The organism is Pseudomonas alcaligenes (assembly GCF_014490745.1).
In the GTDB taxonomy this organism is placed as follows: domain Bacteria; phylum Pseudomonadota; class Gammaproteobacteria; order Pseudomonadales; family Pseudomonadaceae; genus Aquipseudomonas; species Aquipseudomonas alcaligenes_C.
This window is the reverse complement of the sequence record NZ_LZEU01000001.1, coordinates 2,343,017-2,363,481: the sequence shown is the minus strand read 5'-3', so window position 1 is coordinate 2,363,481 and position 20,465 is coordinate 2,343,017. Positions and strand designations below refer to the sequence as shown.

Here is a 20,465-nt window from a genome sequence, read left to right as displayed (position 1 = left end):
AATTTCGCCGCAACTGGCTCGTCTACTAGTGGCATGCATCTCAAATGCGAATCCTTCTGATTTGATTTTTGGAGAGTGGTTGATGGAACAGCAGTCGAAAAACCAGGCCAGAGTGCCGTTCGCCAGGGCGCGTCTGCCGCTGGCCATGGCGTGTGCGCTGGGTGCCTTGAGCCTGGCCGTGCAGGCCGAAGAGCAGGCTCAGCAGCCACTGGAAATGGACGTGCTGAACATCAGCGGCGAGCTGGACAGCCCGGTCGGCGAAGACCAGGGCTACGTGGCCAAGAACAGCCGCAGCGCCACCAAGATCAACACCCCGCTGAGCGAAACCCCGCGCTCGGTCTCGGTGGTCACCGAGAAGCAGATGGAGGATCGCAACGTCCAGACCATCAGCGAGGCGCTGCGCTATTCCGGCGGCGTGCAGGCCGGTTTCTACGGCGAAGACAACAAGCAGGACTGGTTCATCATCCGCGGCTTCAAGCAGGCTAACAACGGCCTGTTCATGGACGGTTCGCGCATCTACTCCAGCGCCTTCTACAGCTGGCAGATCGACCCCTACATGCTCGAGCGCATCGAGGTGCTCAAGGGCGCCGCGTCCGTGCTCTACGGCCAGACCCCGCCGGGCGGCCTGATCAACCTGCAGAGCAAGCGCCCGACCGCCGATGGCAAGAACGAAGTCGGCATCCAGTACGGCAGCTTCGATCGCAAGCAGATCAATGCCGATGTCGGCGGCAAGCTGGATGAAGAGGGCAACCTGCTGTACCGCGTGGTGGCCCTGAGCCGCGACACCGGCACCCAGGTCGATGACGTGGACGCCGCGCGCATCCTGCTGGCCCCGTCGATGACCATCAACTTCACCGACGACACCTCGCTGACCCTGCTCGCCAGCTACCAGAAGGACAACTCGGATCCGCAACTGCAGTTCCTGCCGTCCAGCGGCACCATCGCCAGCAATCCGAATGGCAAGATCGACACCGACACCGCCGTTGGTGACCCCAGCTACGAGACCTTCCAGCGCACCCAGATGACCCTGGGCTACGAGCTGAACCAGCGCCTCAACGACAACTGGGACTTCCAGCAGAACCTGCGCTACGGCCACATGGATCTGAAAGTGCGCCAGCTCTACAGCCTGGGCTACGTGCATGACTACATTCCGGCCCTCGACCCGGATCAGCGCCTGCTGGTACGCGGCCTGACCTATGACGACGGCCAGGCCAAGAGCCTGTCCACCGACAACCGCCTGCTCGGCAACTGGGGCGGCGACACCTGGGAGAACACCCTGCTGCTGGGCTTCGACTACCAGCTGCTGAAGATCGATGCGAAGAGCCCGGCGTCCGACCCGGGCTTCGGTACCGTGCCGGTGCTGGACATCTACAACCCGCACAGCTCCAGCCTGACCTTCCTCGGCAAGGGCACCACCTATGGCACGCAGATGGGCAGCTTCGCCCTGCAGGAAAAAGACACCCGCGCCGATCAGTTCGGCTACTACGCGCAGAACCAGCTCAAGCTGGACGACCACTGGGTGTTCCTGCTTGGCGGCCGCTATGACCAAGCACGCACCGATTTCGACAACCGCACCACCGGCAAGAGCTACAGCGTTACCGACCAGGAGTTCACCTGGAGCAGCGGCCTGGCCTATGTCGCCGACAATGGCCTGACGCCCTACATCAGCTACTCGGAATTCTTCCTGCCGGTTACCGAGCTGAACACCACGGTAAGCCCGAACGAGCCATTCGAGCCGCAGACTGGCGACCAGAAGGAAATCGGCCTGAAATTCCAGCCGCTCGGCCTCGACGCCACCTTCAACGCCGCGTTGTTCGAACTGACCCAGGAAAACGTGCGCAAGACCGTCAACGGCAAGGCCGTGCAGATCGGCGAAGTGCGCAGCCGCGGCCTCGAACTGGAGGCCCAGGCCAACCTGACCGAGAACGTCAGCCTGGTGGCTAGCTACACCAAGCTCGATCCGGAAACCACCAAGAGCGGGCGCAAGGAAGAAGAGGGCAAGATCCCGGCCAATGTCGCCGACGAAATGGCTTCGGTCTGGGCCAACTACCAGTTCCGCGGCGGCCTGCTCGACGGTCTGGGCTTCGGTGCCGGCGTACGCCACACCAGCTCCAGCTACGGCGACAACACCGAGACCCTGGAAGTGCCGTCCTACACCCTGCTGGACGCCATGCTCAGCTACCGCATCCAGAACGTGCACCTGCAGCTCAACGCCAACAACCTGACCGACAAGGAGTACATCACCGCCTGTGATTACTACTGCTGGTACGGTAACCGCCGCAATGTCATCGCTAGTGCCACCTATGAGTTCTGATGCCCTGAACGCGCTGCCGCTGCCCGATGGGCGGCGGTTGGTGGCTCGCGACGATGGCGAGCACCTGGCCCTGCACCTGGACGACCGCGCGGTATTGCGCGTCCGTCGTCTCTGGCAGGATCGTCTGCAACCGCTGGAGCTGGCGCCTGCCGATCAAGCCGAAGCGCTCTGGCTGCTGGCCTACTGGTGCTTCGCCTGCGAGCCGCTGCGCCAGTGCCTGACGCTGAGCCTCGATCAAGTCGATCCGGCCCTGCTGGCCAGCGGCCTGCTGCTGGCCGAAGGCAGCGACCTGCGCATCGAGCGCACGCTGTTCTGGCAACGGCCCGGGCCGTTCCTGCGCGGCAGCGCCAGTGCCGGCTACCCGCAGCAGATGGTCATGCATGCCAGCGGCCGCCGCCATCCGCGGCGCGCGCCCAAACCGGTGGGCGAGGTCTATCGCCGCTTCGACGCCAAGCTGGGCGCCTGGATTTCCCTGCGCACTCTGGACATCGACAGCGATCTGGAACGCTTCAACCGCTGGCAGAACAGTGCCCGGGTGGCGGCGTTCTGGCAGGAGGAGGGCGACCTGGACAAGCATCGCCGCTACCTGGAAGAGCTGGCCGCCGACCCGCGCGTGCTGACCCTGATCGGCTGCTTCGACGACGAGCCGTTCGCCTACTACGAGGCCTACTGGGCCAAGGAAGATCGCATCGCGCCGTTCTATGGCGTGGACGACTACGACCGCGGCATCCACATGCTGGTGGGCGAGGAGAGCCATCGCGGCCCACACAAGGTAGCCAGCTGGCTGAGCGCGCTGACCCACTACCTGTTCCTCGATGAGCCGCGCACCCAGCGGGTGGTCGCCGAGCCGCGTGCCGACAACGCACGAATGATCGGCCACATGCAGGCCCAGGGTTACCACAAGGACAAGGAGTTCCATTTTCCCCACAAGCGCGCGGCACTGATGATCCAGTCCCGCGAAGTGTTCTTCGAACGCTGCAGCCTGGCGTGAGCCAGGCTCGCCTACAAGATGAGCCGCGCTCGAACGCGGCCGCTGATAACTGATGAGGTTGGGCAGGTCGGGAGCCGTCCGTATGGCCCCAGACCTTCACACGAGCCATTGCGCGGGATCGGTGCCTGACATGAGCATAGAAACGCTTGAATACGATGTAATCGGCCTGGGCTTCGGCCCGGCCAACCTGGCCATTGCCGTGGCCCTCGACGAAGACCGCCGCACGCGCGAGCAGGGTGGTCTGCGCTATTGCTTCCTGGAGAAGAAACCGGCCTTCGAATGGCACGGCGGCATGCTCCTGGAAGACAGCCGCATGCAGATTTCCTTCCTCAAGGATCTGGCGACCTTGCGTAACCCGTCCAGCCGCTACACCTTCATCAACTACCTGCACCAGAAGGGCCGGCTGGAGTCGTTCATCAACATCAGTACCTTCACGCCCTCGCGCCTGGAGTACAACGACTACCTGGGCTGGGCCGCCGGCCACTTCAACGACCGTGTGCATTACGGCGAGGAAGTGATAGGCGTGGAGCCGGTGCTGGATGGCGGCGACGTCACCCGGGTCAAGGTCATCTCGCGCCTGGCCGATGGTCGTACCCGCGCCCGCATCACCCGTAACCTGGTGGTCAGCATCGGCGGCGAGGCGGTGGTGCCCGAGGCGTTCCGTGCCCTGCGCAGCGATGCTCGGGTAATCCATTCCTCGGCCTACCTGGAGCGTATCCAGGGCGTCGACGCACCTAAGCGCCTGGCCGTGATCGGCTCCGGGCAGAGCGCGGCGGAGATCTTCAACGACCTCTGCGGTCGCTATCCGCGGGCCGAGGTGTCGCTGGTGATGCGCAGCCAGGCGCTGCGCCCGGCGGACGACAGCCCCTTCGTCAACGAGATATTTGATCCGTCCTACACCGACCTGGTTTACGGCCAGCAGCCAGAGGTGCGCCAGGCCTTCATCGAGGCCAACGCGCAGACCAACTATTCGGTGGTCAACCTCGACCTGATCGAGAGCATCTACCACCGCCTGTACCTGCAGAAGGTCAGCGGTCACGCGCCACACCAGCTGCTGCCGCAGCGCCGGGTCGAGCAGGTACAGGCCGCGGAGGAGGGTATCCGCCTCAGCCTGAACGGCCCGCAAGGCCGCGAGGAGCACCTGTTCGACGGCGTGGTATTGGCCACCGGTTATCGCCGCGACGGCTACAAGCGCCTGCTCGAAGGCCTGCAAGGCTTCCTGGGCGAGGCCGACGTGGCGCGCGACTACCGCCTGCAATGCCCGCCGGGCTTCAGTGCCGGGATCTTCCTGCAGGGCTGCTGCGAAGCCAGCCACGGCCTGAGCGACACCCTGCTGTCGGTGCTGGCGGTGCGCTCCCAGGAAGTGGTGGATGCGCTGCTCGACAGCCGCCGTCGACGCGGCCAGGAAATGGCCAGCGCATGCGCCTAAGGGCAGGGCGGTGATACCGCCCATCGCCGGGCTGTTCCAGGGGCCGTTCGCGCATTACCGCGATGTTCTGACCCTGACCGACGACCCGCGCCCGGCCTTGCCGGCGCGCGAGTTCGTCAGCGCCGAACGGCTGGAGCAGCAGCTGCTGCGCTTCGGCCCTGAACATGCCGAGGGTGATCGGCGGGCGCTGCTGTCCTTGTGGTCGAAGTACTACTTCCTGCGCCTGATCCCTCCGGTGCTGGCGGCCAGCCTGATTCTCAACTGGCGCTTGCCGCTGGCGTTCGACGAAATCCAGGTGGTGGTTGGTGCCGATGGCCTGCCCGAGGCCTTCAAGCTGCCGCATGCCGGCGAGCGCTGGAACAACCCGCCAGGCGATGGCTTCGAGCGTTTTGCCGAACTGCTGGACGACAACCTGGCCCCCTTCATCCAGGCCCTGATCGGCTACCGCAAGATGGCCAGCCGGGTACTGTGGAGCAATGCCGGCAACTACTTCGAATGGTTCATGGCGACCCTCTCCGGCATGCCGTTTCCGCCTGCCATGCTGGCTCCCGGCAAACAGATACTGGAGGCGCCGAAGCGTCCGGATGGTCTGCGCAATCATCTGTTCCAGCCGGTGCGCTACGTCGACCAGGGCGAGCAGTGTCAGCCCTGGCGGCAGCGGCGCCTGTGCTGCATCCGCAACGAACTGGGCATGAGCATGTGCGAGAACTGCCCGCACCTGGACGCGCCACCGGACGAAACGGCGGCGGCCTGAAGCGGCAACAACCTGCCCAAGCCGGCAACTTTACGCCACCATCGGGCCCCGCCGATTGCCTGCAAGGCCCATTGCAGGGCGCTTGGCGCAATTGGCCTGATTCCTGCTGAAGACAGCCCGATAACGGTCTTCCAAGGGAGCTTGCCATGACCAGCATCTCGGGCAACCTGCTGTCTTCGCTCAGCGGCTACACCGCCATCAGCAAGACCACAGGCACGAGCAGCAACACGAACACCACCAGCCAGCAGGACAGCGAGCAGCAGAGCGACCCGGTCGCCGAGATCAAGCACCTGGCCCTGATGATGCGCGCCCGCCACACCGGCGGCCTGTTCGCCGCGCTGGCCGGCAGCTCCGGCTCGTCCAGCAGCCTGGGCAGCCTGAGCGGGCTGACCGGTGGCTCCAGCAGCGTCGGCAACGCCACCATCCCGCTGCCGGATGTGGCCGAGCTGGACAAGGATGATGCACAGAAGCTGCTGACCCAGGTACAGAAGCTGGTGGACAACGGCGTGGTCGATGGCATCGCCTTCAAGGGCAGCAATGGCGACCAGCAGACCGACTCGCTGACCACCTACCGCGACTGGCTGCAGGCCAAGGTCGGCATCGACACTTACGTTTAGTCGGGGACGCCTAGTCGGGGCGCCTAGTTGGGGACGCTTAGTCGGGGGCGCCTAGCCGGCAGGCTGCACCTGGCTGCAATAAAAAAGCCCCGGATAAACCGGGGCTTTCTGGCTGGAGGCTAACCCTGCAGGGTTAGAGGATTTCCAGCGGGTACTCGATGAAGGCACGCACCTCGTTGAGATCCGGGCCGACATCGTCGTCGCCACGGTAGATCGAGTTGCGCAGCTTGAACGACAGATCCTTGGCCGCGCCTTCCTGAATCACGTATTTGACCTGGTTGAAGAACTCGCGCTCGGTGCCGTCCTGCTCGCCGCCGGCGTCGATGTTGCTGCCGCGCACGTAGGCGGTCTTGTAGGTCAGACCCGGTACGCCGAAGGTGGTGAAGTCCAGCTCGTAGCTGACCTGCCAGGACTGCTCGTCCTTCAGGTTGAAGTCCGAGTAGTAGGAGTTGGCCACGTAGATGCTGCTGCCGCCGTCGCCATAGTCGTAGGCGTAGCCGGCGTCGCCGCTGCTGCGCTGATGGGCGATGATGAAGGCATGGGCACCGGTGCTGTACTTGGCCGCCAGGCTCCACAGGGTGTTGCTGTCGTTGTTGCCGTCGCCGCCGAAGTCCAGGGCCGCTTTGGCGCCATCTTCATAGTCGGTACGGTAGAGGTTGAAGTCGAAGTTCAGCGCCTGCTCGGCTGCCAGCGGAATGTTGTAGTTCACATTGCCGTAGTACTTCTTGTAGGTGTCTTCCACGTCGGAGTGGTAGACGGCCACGCTCAGGTCGTCGTTGACCGCGTAGCTGCCGCCGAGCACGTCGGTGCTCTTCAGGCGATTGGGGTCACGCGAGGAGTCGCCCATCGGGCTGTCGGTGGTGAAGTGACCGGCATTCAGTTCCAGGCCTTCGATTTCCTTGCTGGTCACCAGGGTGCCGGTAAAGGACTGCGGCAGCAGGCGCGAGTCGTCATAGGCCAGAACCGGCATGGACGGGAACTGGTTGCCGTAGCGCAGCACGGTGTTGGAGAGGCGCAGTTTCACCGCGGCACCGGCTTCGGACACTTCGTCGACCGGATGGCCGTCGCTGTAGGTGTCGAAGAACGCGCCGTAGTTGCGGCCGCGGCCGCTGTCCAGCTTGATGCCCAGCAGACCGTAGGCGTCTACACCGACGCCGACGGTGCCCTCGGTGAAGCCGGACTCGAAGGTGCCGATGAAGCCCTGGCCCCAGGTCTCGACGTCGTGGGTCTGGTCTTTGTAGTCACGGTTGAAGTAGGCGTTGCGCAGCAGCAGGTTGAGGCTGCTGTCGGCGACGAAACCCTTGGACTCGGACTGCTCGCTGGCCATGGCCTGGCCGCTGGCGGCCACGGCGAGCGCCAGTGCGCTGCACTTGAAGAGGTTCATGTGGATCTGCTCCTTCTGTGTCATTGGTCTTGAAGCTGGAACGCAAAAAGCCGCCGCCCCGTCAGGTCGAACCGGTCGGGGGAGGGTGCGGATAGTGCAATCTGGGCAAAAGCGGCGTTCCCGGTTAGCCTGGGGCTGCCGAAAATTCTGTCTCGCCTGTCAGAAATCGCCGTAACTCTATGGCATTGAAGAAAAAATTACATCTCTGTGCGGCCCGTAGCAGACGCTTGGCGACCACCGGTTGGCTGCTGCGCCAGCGTTAACCCGGCCATCCCCCCCTATCCGGGGGCTGTTATCCGCGCAGCGATACTGCTTAGCTAATGGATATTCGCGCATCCCTCCAGATAGAGCCTTCGATACGCCCATGACCAGCATTTGGAAGTCCTTTCGCTCGCTGTACTTCGCCACCCTGTTGATGCTGATCGGCTCCGGCCTGCTGAGTACCTACCTGGGGCTGCGCCTGGCGGCGGACAAGGTCGACACCCTGTGGATCGGCGCCCTGATGGCCGCCAACTACCTGGGCCTGGTGCTGGGCGGCAAGGTCGGCCACCGGCTGATCGCCAGGGTAGGGCACATGCGCGCCTTCGTATCCAGCGCCGGGGTGGTCAGCGCCGCGGTGCTCTGCCACGGCCTGATCGACTGGCTGCCGGCCTGGCTGCTGCTGCGCGGTCTGGTGGGCCTGGGCATGATGTGCATGTACATGGTGATCGAGAGCTGGCTGAACGAGCAGGCCCAGGCCAGCCAGCGCGGCCGGGTGTTCTCCGGCTACATGATTGCCTGCTACCTGGGCCTGATGCTCGGCCAGCTCACCCTGGTGCTGCACCCGGCCCTCGGCCCGGAACTGCTGATGCTGGTGGCGCTGTGCTTCGCCCTGTGCCTGGTACCGGTGGCCATGACCCGGCGCAGCCATCCGGCGCCGATGCAGCCGGTGGCGCTGGAGCCGATGTTCTTCATCCGCCGGGTGCCGCAATCGCTGACCACCATCCTGGTCTCGGGCCTGGCCATCGGCTCGTTCTACGGCCTGGCGCCGCTGCATGCCTCGCGCCTGGGCCTGAGTACCCTGCAGGTCGGCCTGTTCATGGCCAGCTGCATCCTCGCCGGGCTACTGGTGCAATGGCCGCTGGGCTGGCTGTCGGATCGCTACGACCGCGGCGCGCTGATCCGCAACTGCGCGGTGCTGCTGACCCTGGCGAGCCTGCCGCTGGCATTGCTGCCCGACCTGCCGCTGATGCTGCTGTTCCCCCTGGGCTTTGTCCTCTGCCTGCTGCAGTTCAGCCTCTATCCTCTGGCCGTGGCCTTTTCCAACGACTACATCGAAGCCGAGCACCGCGTCTCGCTGACCGCCATGCTGCTGGTCACCTTCGGCATCGGTGCCAGCCTGGGGCCGCTGACTGCCGGGGTGCTGATGCGCGAACTGGGGCCGAACATGCTGTATGCCTTCGTCAGCTTCTGCGCCTTCGTGCTGATCTTTCGCGTGCACCCGGACACCATCAAGCAGCAGATGCAGCCGGTCGAGAACGCGCCTCTGCAACACGTGGCCATGCCCGACAACATGACCAGTTCGCCGCTCTCGGCAGCGCTGGATCCGCGGGTCGATACCCAGACCGTGCATGCGCAGATGCAGAGGCCGCAGCCTGGCAGCGAATCCGGTGAACCACCGGCGTCGTGATAGTGTCCTGAGCCAGGCGTACCAGGTTGAAAAAAACTCCTCACGGAAATCGCCATGGTCACCAGCTGCGGCAAGGGCTCGCTGGCAGACCATTGCGATATCAGCTACGAGCTGGAGGAGAAGTCCTGGCGCGCCTTACCGCAATGACTGAACGAATTATTTACAAGTGCCCGACGGTACTTTCACGTTCATCTCCATACGCTCCCCTCCAGCTAACTTGCCCGCTCTTGCAGTGAGCGTTACGACGAAGCGTTTTCATTGTGCAATCGCGGAAGGCCGATGTTAATTGGGGCCGCACTCGCCAATGCGGCCAGATAGCCAATCAACGCAACAGATTGCAGGAGCATCCGCATGGGCGAGACCACCAGCTGGCAAGTGGGGCTAGAGAACAAGGTTCCAGTAGTGACGCTGGTGTTCTGGATCATCAAGATCTTGTCGACCACTGTAGGTGAAACCGGTGCCGACTTCCTGATCTTCAAGCTGCACTTCGGTCTCCCGCTGACATCCCTGCTGATGGGAGGGCTGCTTGTTGTCGTAATGCTGATGCAGCTGCGCAGCAAGCACTACGTACCCTGGATCTACTGGTTGACGGTCGTCCAGGTCAGCATCTTCGGCACGCTGCTCACTGACAGCCTGGTGGATACCTACGGGGTCGCTCTGACCACGACGACTGCCGTCTTCAGTGTGTTGTTAATTCTGACCTTCACGCTGTGGTACGCCCGCGAGGGCACGCTGTCGATCCGCAGTATCTACCCAGGGCGTCGAGAGCACTTCTACTGGACGGCCATCCTGGTGACGTTCGCCCTGGGGACTGCCGCAGGCGACCTCGTCTCCGAGGAGTTTCGTCTAGGCTATGTGATATCCGCTTTGCTGTTCGCCGGCTGCATCGGCCTGGTGGCTGTGGCGCACTACGTCTTCCGTTTGAATGTCGTCGCAACCTTCTGGATTGCCTACGTGCTAACCCGGCCGTTCGGCGCGTCGATGGGCGACTGGCTCTCGCACTCCATACGCAAGGGCGGGTTGGGGCTCGGCACAGTCGGAACCAGCGCGGTGTTCGTCGTGATAATCCTGGTGTTGGTGGGCTACCTGAGCTGGCAGGAACACCGGCACGCGATCGCCGTGGGCAGCGACTGACTGCCCGGATTGTAAAGCCATATCGACCGGGGTTTCCGGGTTGGCGGAACTTTGACGGTCGCCGCTCAGGTCAACGTCATTCACAGGACATAAGAACAACAATGCAAGGACTCTCGATTAACCAGGATCGGGCCTGGCTCTGGCTGGGACTGCTACTCCTCATGATGCTGACTGTCATCGGCATCTACGCGCGGCCCCTCACCCCGATCGACGAAACTCGCTATATCAGCGTGGCCTGGGAGATGTGGCTACGCGGCGACTTCCTGGTGCCGGTCAAGAACGGCCTGCCTTACAGCGACAAACCACCGTTGCTGATGTGGCTATACCAGGCCGGCTGGGCCGTGTTCGGCGTCAACGAATGGTGGCCGCGGCTGGTATCTCCACTGTGCTCCGCTGCGAGCCTGTGGCTGGTGTACCGTCTGGCCCGCCGGCTGTGGCCGGAGCAGCCCGGGGTAGGGGGGATGGCCGCGTTGGTGCTGGGCAGTTCGTTGCTGTGGCTGATTTTCTCGACCGCCTCCATGTTCGACGTGCTGCTGGCTCTGCTTACCCTGGTGGGCGCCCATGGCACGCTGAGCGCGGCCCAGGGCAAGCGGAGCGGATTCGTCGTGCTCGGCCTGGCGATCGCGTTGGGCGTACTGGCCAAAGGCCCGGTGATTGTCCTGCATTGCTTGCCGGTGGCCCTGCTCGCATTGTGGTGGCAGCCGGCACTCGCCTGGCGCTCCTGGCTTGCCGGCCTGGGCGCTGCCGTCCTGCTGGGCGCCACCATCGCCCTGGTCTGGGCCATCCCGGCCGGGCTGGCCGGCGGCGAAGCGTACCAGCGGGCAATCTTTTGGGGGCAGACGGCTGAGCGTATGGTTCAGTCGTTTGCCCACCAACGTCCATTCTGGTGGTACCTGCCCACCTTGCCGCTGCTGTTGTTCCCCTGGCTGCTCTGGCCGGCCCTCTGGCGGGGCAGCTACCAGCTGCTGACGGAGAAACTCGACCTCGGCAGCCGCTTCTGCATCGCCTGGCTGATACCGGTGCTTCTGGCGCTCTCGCTAATCAGCGGAAAGCAGGTGCATTACCTGCTGCCGTTGTTCCCGGTCTTTGCACTGTTCGCCGCCCGCAGCCTGGCAGGACGCACTCTGGCCGGTGTTGCCGGACTGCCAGTGGCGGCCATCCTGCTGGGCAGTGCCTTGTTGGCACTGGCTGCCGGACTGATCCCTTTGCCCAAGGGCTTTTCGGTTCCACCTGCACTGCCGCCGGCGCTTCTGCTCATCGCGCTGGCCCCGGTTACCTGGCTGCTGGCCCGGCGCATGTCGAACCCACTGCCGGTGTTGGCCATCTTTGCTGCGCTGCTGGTGGCGTTGCTGCAGCTGTCGTTTTCCCCAGCCCTGCGTGCTGACTACGATATTGCCCCCCTGGCGAGCGCGATCAGCAGCGCGCAGACCAGTGGGCTCAGGGTTGCGAATGACGGCATCTATCACGACCAGTTCCACTTCTCCGGGCGACTGGAGCGTCCTCTGCTGGAGTTCACCGATGAAGAGCGTCTGGCCGAGTGGCTGCAGCAACACCCCGACACCTTGACCGTCATGTACCTGAAGAAGACTGAGGCACAGGCCGTGCAGTCCGCCATTGTCCGGCAAGGTTTTCGCGGAGAAGTCGCCGTCTTGCTGGACGCCCCGACTGCGCTCAGGCTGTTGGCGGTACAACTAGGCCACCCGCTGCAGATCAGCAATCCGGCTCGCCCAGAGCCGTCATCTGACGGGGCACTGAGACAGGCGGCGCAGAGGTGAGTGCGTGGGTTGCAGATACTGATTTGCCCTGTTGCTGCTGTGTCTGCAGGACAGTGGCGCTATCCCGCGCCAGAGAATTAATAGGAAACTGTGCATGAGCGGCGAGCCCTGCCTGGCAAGGCAGCTGCGCTTCTAGTCGAGCGGCTGCTTCCAGGTAAAGCGATAAGCTGATTGTGGGGTGAATGCTGGGTCGTGACAGCGATTGTTGTCGGCATCGGCCTGCACCAGATACCAGTCCTCTTCGTCGCCATCACCGATGCGCTTCGCCTTCTCCGGGGTGAAGCAGCGGGGCAAATCCGCGGCGCGGATCATGGCATAGGCATCGGGGTGCTGACGCAACCATTCGGCAGCCTTGTCCACCTGATTCGGCGCCACCACGCCGAAATGCACCAAGGGTTGACGGGCATACAGCCAGTGGCCTTCGCGCCAGTTGCTCAGCACCAGCTCTGCGCCCCGGCTGACCTCGGCCGCTTGCGCCATCAGCACTTGGCGCGGGTTGGCGCCGTCCTTGACTGGCTCGATAAAGCCACGAGCAAACCAAGCGGCGAACCAGAACAGGCTGAGGCCGATGAAGATCTTCCGCGCACGCGGGCGGCTGGCGAACCAGTGGCGCAGCAGCCAGGGCAGCAGCGGTGCGATTGCCAGAACCAGCCCGGGAATGGCGGGATAGATATAGAGCTTGCGCTTGCCACTGCTGAGGCTGAAGAAAATCAGCACGAGCACCACCCAGCCGAGCAGCACCAGGTAGCGGCCATCCTGCTTGCTCAACTGGCGGCGCCAGGCTGGTACTAGCCAGGGCAGGGCGAGAACCAGGGGCAGCCAGTTCTTGGGAATCACATGGGTGAAGAAGAACCAGAAAGGCTCGCGATGGTGCCAGGCATTCACGTATCGCTTGGCGGTTTGCTTCAGGAGAATCTCATGGAGGTAGGCCCGGCTGGCCTCGTCACCAAACAGCGCCACCTTGATGAGCAGCGGCACCAGCCAGGTCGCGATGGCTGCCAGCGCGACCATCAGGCCGAGCGCCCAGGCACGCGCCTCGCCGGGCATCCGTGTGACCCCGCTCCAGCCGCGGCGGACAGCGTAGGCGTAAGGCACGAGCAGCAGCGCCGGGAGAAAGCCCACGCCCTTGCTGATGATGCCGAAGCCCATGGCTGCGCAGGCGACGTAGAACCAGGCCCAGGCCGGCCCCAGCAATAGATGGCGGAGCATGCCGTAGAGGCCGATGGCGATCCAGAGCAGGAGGAGTCCATCGATCTGCCCGGCGCGCTGGATGCTGTAGGTCTGGTAGGTCGCGAGGAACAACAGGCCGGCAATCATCCCCACCCGGCGGTTCCACAGGCGGGTGCCAAGGTCGTGCAGGCACGCGGTGGCCACCACGCCAGCCAGCAGCGCAGGCAGAAACAGCGCGATGTTGGGTGTGACGCCAAGCTTGCTCAGGGCGGCGATTGCCCACATAAACAGTGGCGGCTTGTCCGGGTAGATTTCAGCGGCGCGGTGTGGGATCAGCCAGTTTCCGCTCTGGAGCATTTCCAGTGCCACGCCGAGGAAGCGCTCCTCGTCCACGTTGGACGGATGGCGCATGCCCAGGCCCGCGCCGATCATGGCGGCAGCAAGCAACAGCAGGAGCAATAGCGAGGTGCGATGGGCGCGGAGCAGGTTCAAGGCCCCGTTCCTGTTCAGAACAGAGGCGCTTTGATCCACGCTCAACTTTCCAGCTCACAAGCACTGGCGTCGAGTCGAGTGCGCCGGATCAGCCACCAGACGCCAACCAGGTCGAGGATGCCCACCAGCGCGCGGTCGAGGTTGCCATAGTTGGAAACGCCTGCACCCCGCGGCCGGTGATTCACTGGGTGCACCAGCATGCTGCCCTGGTGGCGCTGGATTAGTGCAGGGATGAAGCGGTGCATGTGATCGAAATAGGGGAGGCGAAGGAAGGCCTCGCGCTCGATCAGCTTGAGGCCGCAGCCGGTATCCGGGGTGTTGTCCTTGAGCAGGCGGCTGCGCAGGCGGTTGGCGAAGCGCGAGGCCCAGCGCTTGCTGGCGGTATCGCGGCGGTTGACCCGGTGGCCGGCAATCAGCTTGAGATTGCTGTGCGCATCCACGGCCCGGACTATGGTCAGCATGCCGGGAATGTCCGCCGGGTCGTTCTGTCCGTCGCCATCCAGGGTCGCCAGCCAGGTGCCTGCAGCAGCCTGCGCGGCATGGTAGATCGAGGTGCTCTGACCCAACGAGCGCTCATGGCTGAGAATGCGCAGCTGCGAGTAACCAGCGTTTTTCATGGCCAGCAGGCGCGAGGCGCTATCGTCCGTGCTGCCGTCGTCGACCACTATCACTTCGAAAGACTCACCGGCCAGTGCGCGGCGGATCTCCTCCAGCAGCGTGGGCAGGTTTTCAGCTTCGTTCTTGGCCGGGATCAGAACCGAGAGGTAGGGCTTGGTCAACATTCCGCCTCCATTGGACGTGTTCATTCGAGTCATTCGAACCTGTTGCGGGTGATGGCTGTCGGCAGGCTAGCGCGAGTCCACGGACGACCTGCCAGGGCTGGATTCAGGGTGCCGATGCTCCATTTCGCCAAGCGCGGCGTCGACCTGGGCGTCGATGCTGAGGCCGTGACGATGGCGGTGATACAGCCAGGCCCCCAGCATGCCGGAGAGCAGAAACAGCAAGGCAGCCAGGCCGATACGCAGCACCGGGGCGACCGCAATGCCGCTACCCACCAGGGCGAATACCAGGGACTGAGGCAGGAAACCGAGGAAGCTGGCTGCCAGGAAAGGGGCCATACGAGCACTCGAAATGCCAGCGGCAAGGTTGGTCAGGAGGTTGCTGCCGACCGGCAGCATGCGGATCAGCAAGGTCATGGAGAACGGGTGATGGTGAACGAAGCGATCGAAGCGTGAGGCGCGCTTGCCGAGCCGGTTGCGCAGCAGGCTCCTGCCGAACAGGCGGGCATAGAGAAAGGTCAGGAGGCAGCCGAGCAATGCCGCGAACGTACCGAGCAGAGTGCCGGGCAACAGGCCGAAGGCATAACCGGCCAGGAAGGCGATGATCTGCCGCGGCATGCCACATGCAGTGAACAGCATGCCCATGGCGAGGAATAGCAGGGCGCCGGTGGCGCCGTGATCGCGGATATGGGCGTCAATCCAGGCTTCGTTGATCGCATTGCCCAGATCACTGCTGTGGAACAGGTAGCCGATCAGCGCCAGGCTGAGGATCAGCCCCAGGCCTTTGATTGCAATGCGCGGGCTCAGCACTGTCGTGCCCCTGGGCAACCCGTTGCTATCCAGATGCTCGGCATACAGTTTCGTCTTCCCCATTAGGTCAGGCGCCATAGAAGCTGCGGTACCAGGCTACGAAACGCGCCACGCCTTCAGGCAAGGGAGTAGCGGGGCGGAACCCCGTTCGCACGGCGAGTGCGCTGACATCGGCCCAGGTCTGTGACACGTCGCCGGGTTGCATCGGCTTCATCTGCTTGATCGCCTCGATGCCGGTGGCCGATTCGATGCAGCCAACGAAGTCCAGCAACCGTACAGGCGAGCCTAGTCCGATGTTGAACAGTCTGGCCGGGGCACCCTGGCGAGCCTGTTCGGACTCGTCGGCATAGGGGGGCGGGCAGTCCTGGATACGCATGATGCCTTCGACGACGTCGTCGATGTAGGTGAAGTCCCGCGACATGTCGCCTTGGTTGTAGATGTCGATCGGCTGACCCTCAAGGATCGCCTTGGTGAACTTGAAGGGTGCCATGTCCGGGCGGCCCCAGGGGCCGTACACGGTAAAAAAGCGCAAGCCGGTGGTGGGCAGCCGGTAGAGGTGGGCGTAGGTGTACGCCATCAGCTCGTTGGCGCGCTTGGTGGCGGCGTAGAGCGAGATCGGCTGCTCGACGACATCCTCGATGGCGAAGGGCACCTTGGCATTGTTGCCGTAGACCGAGCTGCTGGAGGCGTACAGCAGATGCTGCACGCCGGTCTGGCGGCAGCCTTCCAGCACGTTGACGAAGCCCGTCAGGTTGGAGTCCGCATAGACGTGGGGGTTGTCCAGGGAGTAGCGCACGCCAGCTTGCGCCGCAAGGTGGATCACCCGCTCGAACTGGTGCTGGCGGAACATGGCTTGCAGACCTTCCCGGTGGGTGATGTCCAGGCGGAGGAACTCAAAACTGGGCATTTCCCGCTGCAGCGTCTCCAGGCGGGCGAGCTTGAGCTCAACGCTGTAGTAATCGTTGAGGTTGTCGATGCCGAGAACCTGATGCCCTTCGCTGCACAAGCGTTGTGCGATGTGGAAGCCAATGAAGCCGGCGGCCCCGGTGACCAGGAACTTCATGCCGGCTTCACTCCCGCCACCGTGCGGCCGATGGAGTAGTACGCCAGCCCTTCGCGGGCCACGCTCTCGGGGTCGAACATGTTGCGACCATCGAACACCACCTTGTCGCCCAGGTGCTGGTGGATCTGGCCGAAATCTGCGATGCGGAAGTTCAGCCACTCGGTGAGGATCACCAGCGCATGGGCGCCGTCGAGTGCCGCCTCCTTGGATTCGACCAGGTGCAGGTCATCGCGCTCACCGTAGATGCGCCGGGCTTCCGGCATGGCTTCGGGGTCAAAGGCATGGACGCGCGCACCGGATGACCACAGCGCGTCGAGCAGAACCCGGCTCGGTGCCTCGCGCATATCGTCGGTATTGGGCTTGAAGGACAGGCCCCAGAGGGCGAAGGTCTTGCCGCTAAGGTCGCCGTTGTAGTGGCGCAGGATGTTCTCGAAGACCTTGTGCTTCTGCCGCTGGTTGATCGACTCCACGGCCTCCAGCAGTTGTGGGTGGTAACCCACCTCGGCAGCCGTGCGTTGCAGCGCCTGGATATCCTTCGGGAAGCATGAGCCGCCATAGCCGCAGCCTGCATAGATGAAGTCGTAGCCAATGCGTGAGTCGGAGCCGATGCCCTTGCGCACCATTTCAATGTCTGCACCGAGACGTTCGGCAAGGTTGGCCATCTCGTTGATGAAAGAAATCTTGGTGGCTAGCATGCTGTTGGCCGCGTACTTGCTCAGCTCAGCACTACGGCTGTCCATGACGATGAGCTTTTCGTGATTGCGGCTGAAGGGGTTGTACAGCTCGCGGAACAGGTCGATGTCCTGGGTGCCGTCAATGCCGATGATGATGCGCTCGGGGCGCATGCAGTCCTCGACTGCTGAACCTTCCTTGAGAAACTCGGGGTTGGCAATCACACGCATGTCATAAGCCCGGCCGCGTCGTGCCAGAGTCTGATCCAGCAGGGCCTTGAGGCGTTGCGCGGTACCGACCGGAGAGGTGGACTTGTTGATCACCACCTTGGCCTCGGTGGCGTGTGCGGCGACGGTTTCGGCCACCGCGAAGACGTGCTGGAGGTCGGCGCTGCCATCTACGCCGGGCGGTGTACCCACCGCGATGAAAATGACCTTGGCGAAGTCAACACCTGCGGCGGTGTCCGTACTGAAGCGCAGGCGCCCGGCGGCGAGGTTGCTCTGGAGCAGAGCTTCGAGACCGGGCTCGTAGATCGGCGACTCGCCTCGATTGAGGCGGGCGATACGCTGTTCGTCGATGTCGATACAGCAGACCGTATGACCGACTTCTGCCAGACAGGCCGCCTGGGTGAGGCCGACATAGCCAGTTCCAAAAATGGTTATTTTCATCCAGCGCCTAACTCTTCTTGTCCCTTGTAAGGCCGACCGGGGAACTCAACCCTGCCGTCGTGCCAGTTCTCCAAGCGCCTCAGAATCCTAGCTCAGCAAATGTGAGATTCATGTCAAATGCCCCCGCGAGCTACTGTAGGAGTGTTTCGTTGCGGCTGCGTGTCAGAGGCTGAACCTCCAACTCGCCTCAGGGCTGCGACTCTTGCCGACTGAGCTGCAGGATGCGGTTTCGCCCTTGTTCGGCTAGCAGGTAATGACCGGGGGCGACCTCGACAATTGTCTGGGGGGAGCGCAGGTGGCTCAGCACTGTGATCAGCCTGTCCGCCCCCTGCCAGAGCAGCACACGGGCCATATGGGTGGCGTCCTCAGTGATCCATAGGCCCTCCTTGTTGCACAGGAGAAAGCCTGGCTCGTGCAGGCCATCCAGCACCACAGGGTCTGAGCCGTTGCCGATCAGTTGGCGGATATGACCCAGCGTTTTCTCTGTGTAGAAGAAGCGGCCGTCCGGGCAATTGGCAATGGACTCGGCTTCGTCCAGGCCGCTGCGCAAGGTGGTGACGCTATCGGATTCGAAGTCATAGCGCAGGAGTCGTCCGATTCCATGCAGATCCTCGACGGCATAGAGATAGCGGCCATCGCTGGCCAGGCCTTCGACGCTGTCGGCAGTGAACAACTCGCGCGAACCCTGCTCGTTCATCCAGATAACCGGGTGCTCGCCCTGCTCCTGGCTGTATACAACTCCGTCACGGTAGCCCGCCATGCCATCAGGCTTGGAGAGACCCTCGATCACGCGCCTGGTCTGCCCGTTGGCATAGAGCTGAAGGATCCGCCCTTGGCTATCCTGGATCTCCTGGCTGACATATAGGCCGCCATTGTCATCGTAAAGCAGTGCGCTGGCGCGTTCGATGCCGTCCAGATATACGCTGGACGTCCAGCCATTGGCAGCGGTGGCGGGGTAGAGGTGGCGCCACGCGGGGATGGCAGCTCCAAGCAATAGGCAAATGCCCAGAAGCCCCAGCAGCCCACGACGGAAACGTTGAGACGTGAATGACCGTCGGTGATTCGCCGCAGTCGACGCTGGCTGCTCAGCAGGGTCTGGGATTGATTCGAGGTCAGACTTCACTGTCATGGCGAGCGTCCTCAGGATGCTTGGCGCAGCGCATAGATACGCCACATAGCGTAGTCGGACATTGGCCGGAATCTGGAAGCTCAGGCTAGGAAAGTCCGTTCTCGATGGTTTTACGAGAAAACTGCATGCGGTGATGTCATGTGGAATGCGATAAAACTCGTGGAGCAATTTGAACCGAGGTGCCAGTGGATCTGTAGCGCACTGAGCAGCTCAATTGAGCAAACATTCAGACTCAGGCAGGAACTCGATCCACAGAGTTCAGCAATGGGCGCTAATCGTGCGCCAGTCAGGGCGGTTGATTACGAAGCTCCCGATGCCGCTGAAGCGAACTACAGATACTTCGCATAATGTATATTATGTTAAATATCGTAGCATTTCAGGAATGCGCCGTTTACGAGCTTCAGGATCCTGCTGCTCCTTAACGCTGCATTGGGTTAAACTTTCGCGGTAGGCAGTCTGGGACTTTTGGCCGGATTGGACCTGTTTTTTGATCGCCTTGGAAGGCAACTTGGGACTTTGTTGGTGTTTTAGAAGGCAATGTGGGACTCCATCTGCTTCTTGGAAGTCAATGTGGGACATCGCTCCTGGTCTCTTCCATCAATAATAACGGCTTATAGTGGAAATATCTGATATGCACCGAGGCCGCTGATAAGGCCGAACTCAGGGGTGCCAACAAAGCTGTCATCCACAGCCTTGGTACCCAACGAGGCTCATGCGATTAGGCGGACATAGTGAATGTCCTGATTACTGTTGTCCGTACGACCTGCGGTGCCTGACGGCAGATCGACTCAATCCGAGACGATCACGATATTGATCGACAAATCACCTAAGACGGTGAGTACGCGCAAAAGTCCATCGCTCAGATTCTCTCGCAGGAATCGATCTCACCCGAATCTAGTGCCTCCCCTGCATACTCCTCCAACCGTTCGATACGCTGTTGTAGTTCAGCTACTTGTTGCTCTAGGCGAACGACACGGCTTTGCGGGCTGCCATCGCCAAAGCCCCAGCCGCGGTCTTCCCGGTAAAGGGTCGCCCATATCCACAGGAACGGCCAGAGTGCATGCAATGTGAACATACTGACCCAGCCGGCGGCATGGATCGAATCCTGATGGGGGTGGTTGCGCTGCCTGGCAATTTCGCAAGGGATGTCATGGATAACAATCATCCCGTAAAACAGTACCAACCCAACAAAATCAATAAACCCAGTTCAAAGTAATCGAGCAAAGTTTCTTCCGTCCGTGGAGAACTAAACACTATTGGCAGTGTAGTGCAGAGGGCTATGGCCTGCCCCATAGCCCTGCCGCGCTTGCCCCGAGGGCTCTACCTCCTCTGTGTCACCATGGACGTTGCCATCATCCTGCGGCCAGCCTGGCGCTTGATCTCGAGCAAGATAAGTGGTGACGAATTCGCGACGCAGGCGGTGACTGCGCATCTCCGGCATATTCAACATGCACAGCGGTCGCAGCACGGGCGCCAATACCGGAGGCAACTTAGACTTCATTGGGGCTTTTGAAGGCAATGCCTGAAATGCATCGAGACCGCTGATAGGCTGAGTTCTAGAGGCACCAACAAAGCTTCCACACCAACGGATGGGGTCTGGGATTCAACCAGCTCC

At 62.6% G+C, this 20,465-nt stretch carries 15 protein-coding genes and 1 pseudogene; 8 read left to right on the top strand and 8 right to left on the bottom strand.

The features are described 5' to 3' along the window. Window positions 1-82 precede the first annotated feature (82 nt). The 5 genes from A9179_RS10805 (at window position 83) to A9179_RS10785 (ending at window position 6,105) form a co-directional block, all read left to right on the top strand. Window positions 83-2,314, top strand: coding sequence for a TonB-dependent siderophore receptor (locus A9179_RS10805; RefSeq protein ID WP_187805807.1), 2,232 nt, complete (start codon window positions 83-85; stop codon window positions 2,312-2,314). Next, window positions 2,304-3,305 (top strand): GNAT family N-acetyltransferase, encoded by a 1,002-nt coding sequence (locus A9179_RS10800; RefSeq protein WP_187805806.1) that lies wholly within the window; start codon window positions 2,304-2,306, stop codon window positions 3,303-3,305. The genes A9179_RS10805 and A9179_RS10800 overlap by 11 nt, the downstream gene beginning before the upstream one ends. 130 nt (window positions 3,306-3,435) lie before the next feature. After that, window positions 3,436-4,734 (top strand): lysine N(6)-hydroxylase/L-ornithine N(5)-oxygenase family protein, encoded by a 1,299-nt coding sequence (locus A9179_RS10795; RefSeq protein ID WP_187805805.1) that lies wholly within the window; start codon window positions 3,436-3,438, stop codon window positions 4,732-4,734. A gap of 10 nt (window positions 4,735-4,744) precedes the next feature. Next, the gene (fhuF, locus tag A9179_RS10790) at window positions 4,745-5,488 is read left to right on the top strand and encodes a siderophore-iron reductase FhuF (RefSeq protein ID WP_187805804.1); all 744 of its coding nucleotides are present in this window, start codon (window positions 4,745-4,747) and stop codon (window positions 5,486-5,488) included. A gap of 146 nt (window positions 5,489-5,634) precedes the next feature. Beyond that, window positions 5,635-6,105: a hypothetical protein gene (locus A9179_RS10785; RefSeq protein ID WP_187805803.1), complete on the top strand. Its 471-nt coding sequence runs from the start codon at window positions 5,635-5,637 to the stop codon at window positions 6,103-6,105. Window positions 6,106-6,238: 133 nt separating this feature from the next. Here A9179_RS10785 and A9179_RS10780 read toward each other — a convergent pair whose 3' ends face one another. Beyond that, on the bottom strand, window positions 6,239-7,489 hold the full coding sequence (locus A9179_RS10780) for an OprD family porin (protein ID WP_187805802.1): 1,251 nt from the start codon (window positions 7,487-7,489) through the stop codon (window positions 6,239-6,241). Between the two features lie 364 nt (window positions 7,490-7,853). Here A9179_RS10780 and A9179_RS10775 point away from each other — a divergent pair, with 364 nt between their 5' ends. The 3 genes from A9179_RS10775 to A9179_RS10765 all read left to right on the top strand — a co-directional run bounded on the left by A9179_RS10775 (window position 7,854) and on the right by A9179_RS10765 (window position 12,067). Then, on the top strand, window positions 7,854-9,158 hold the full coding sequence (locus A9179_RS10775) for an MFS transporter (RefSeq protein ID WP_187805801.1): 1,305 nt from the start codon (window positions 7,854-7,856) through the stop codon (window positions 9,156-9,158). Window positions 9,159-9,509: 351 nt separating this feature from the next. Next, window positions 9,510-10,292 carry a COG4705 family protein gene (locus A9179_RS10770; RefSeq protein WP_187805800.1) on the top strand — a complete coding sequence of 261 codons (783 nt, stop codon included), beginning with the start codon at window positions 9,510-9,512 and terminating at the stop codon, window positions 10,290-10,292. Between the two features lie 161 nt (window positions 10,293-10,453). Then, a complete protein-coding gene (locus tag A9179_RS10765; RefSeq protein ID WP_223123192.1) occupies window positions 10,454-12,067 on the top strand; it encodes an ArnT family glycosyltransferase in 1,614 nt (537 codons plus the stop codon). 132 nt (window positions 12,068-12,199) lie between these two features. Here the strand turns inward: A9179_RS10765 and A9179_RS10760 are convergent, their stop codons facing one another. The 7 genes and pseudogenes from A9179_RS10760 to A9179_RS10730 form a co-directional block, all read right to left on the bottom strand. Continuing rightward, window positions 12,200-13,669: an ArnT family glycosyltransferase gene (locus A9179_RS10760; RefSeq protein WP_187808562.1), complete on the bottom strand. Its 1,470-nt coding sequence runs from the start codon at window positions 13,667-13,669 to the stop codon at window positions 12,200-12,202. Between the two features lie 101 nt (window positions 13,670-13,770). Continuing rightward, on the bottom strand, window positions 13,771-14,511 hold the full coding sequence (locus A9179_RS10755; protein WP_187805798.1) for a glycosyltransferase family 2 protein: 741 nt from the start codon (window positions 14,509-14,511) through the stop codon (window positions 13,771-13,773). A 66-nt stretch (window positions 14,512-14,577) separates the two neighbouring features. Beyond that, on the bottom strand, window positions 14,578-15,381 hold the full coding sequence (locus A9179_RS10750) for a TVP38/TMEM64 family protein (RefSeq protein WP_223123191.1): 804 nt from the start codon (window positions 15,379-15,381) through the stop codon (window positions 14,578-14,580). A gap of 4 nt (window positions 15,382-15,385) precedes the next feature. Beyond that, window positions 15,386-16,381, bottom strand: a complete 996-nt coding sequence (locus A9179_RS10745) for an NAD-dependent epimerase (protein ID WP_187805797.1) — start codon at window positions 16,379-16,381, stop codon at window positions 15,386-15,388. Next, entirely contained in the window at window positions 16,378-17,721 is a 1,344-nt protein-coding gene (locus tag A9179_RS10740; RefSeq protein WP_187805796.1) for a UDP-glucose dehydrogenase family protein, read from the bottom strand. The genes A9179_RS10745 and A9179_RS10740 overlap by 4 nt, the downstream gene beginning before the upstream one ends. A gap of 187 nt (window positions 17,722-17,908) precedes the next feature. Further along, window positions 17,909-18,850 (bottom strand): NHL repeat-containing protein, encoded by a 942-nt coding sequence (locus A9179_RS10735; protein WP_262410575.1) that lies wholly within the window; start codon window positions 18,848-18,850, stop codon window positions 17,909-17,911. Window positions 18,851-19,709: 859 nt separating this feature from the next. Continuing rightward, window positions 19,710-20,074 (bottom strand): annotated as a pseudogene (locus A9179_RS10730) (DUF3302 domain-containing protein). Between the last annotated feature and the right edge of the window lie 391 nt (window positions 20,075-20,465).

Bases quoted from the DNA above. Each gene is read 5' to 3' on its own strand.
- A9179_RS10805 (WP_187805807.1), top strand. From the start codon at position 83: ATGGAACAGCAGTCGAAAAACCAGGCCAGAGTGCCGTTCGCCAGGGCG.
- A9179_RS10800 (WP_187805806.1), top strand. From the start codon at position 2,304: ATGAGTTCTGATGCCCTGAACGCGCTGCCGCTGCCCGATGGGCGGCGG.
- A9179_RS10795 (WP_187805805.1), top strand. From the start codon at position 3,436: ATGAGCATAGAAACGCTTGAATACGATGTAATCGGCCTGGGCTTCGGC.
- A9179_RS10785 (WP_187805803.1), top strand. From the start codon at position 5,635: ATGACCAGCATCTCGGGCAACCTGCTGTCTTCGCTCAGCGGCTACACC.
- A9179_RS10780 (WP_187805802.1), bottom strand. From the start codon at position 7,489: ATGAACCTCTTCAAGTGCAGCGCACTGGCGCTCGCCGTGGCCGCCAGC.
- A9179_RS10775 (WP_187805801.1), top strand. From the start codon at position 7,854: ATGACCAGCATTTGGAAGTCCTTTCGCTCGCTGTACTTCGCCACCCTG.
- A9179_RS10770 (WP_187805800.1), top strand. From the start codon at position 9,510: ATGGGCGAGACCACCAGCTGGCAAGTGGGGCTAGAGAACAAGGTTCCA.
- A9179_RS10765 (WP_223123192.1), top strand. From the start codon at position 10,454: ATGATGCTGACTGTCATCGGCATCTACGCGCGGCCCCTCACCCCGATC.
- A9179_RS10760 (WP_187808562.1), bottom strand. From the start codon at position 13,669: ATGATCGGCGCGGGCCTGGGCATGCGCCATCCGTCCAACGTGGACGAG.
- A9179_RS10755 (WP_187805798.1), bottom strand. From the start codon at position 14,511: ATGTTGACCAAGCCCTACCTCTCGGTTCTGATCCCGGCCAAGAACGAA.
- A9179_RS10750 (WP_223123191.1), bottom strand. From the start codon at position 15,381: ATGGGGAAGACGAAACTGTATGCCGAGCATCTGGATAGCAACGGGTTG.
- A9179_RS10745 (WP_187805797.1), bottom strand. From the start codon at position 16,381: ATGAAGTTCCTGGTCACCGGGGCCGCCGGCTTCATTGGCTTCCACATC.
- A9179_RS10740 (WP_187805796.1), bottom strand. From the start codon at position 17,721: ATGAAAATAACCATTTTTGGAACTGGCTATGTCGGCCTCACCCAGGCG.
- A9179_RS10735 (WP_262410575.1), bottom strand. From the start codon at position 18,850: ATGACAGTGAAGTCTGACCTCGAATCAATCCCAGACCCTGCTGAGCAG.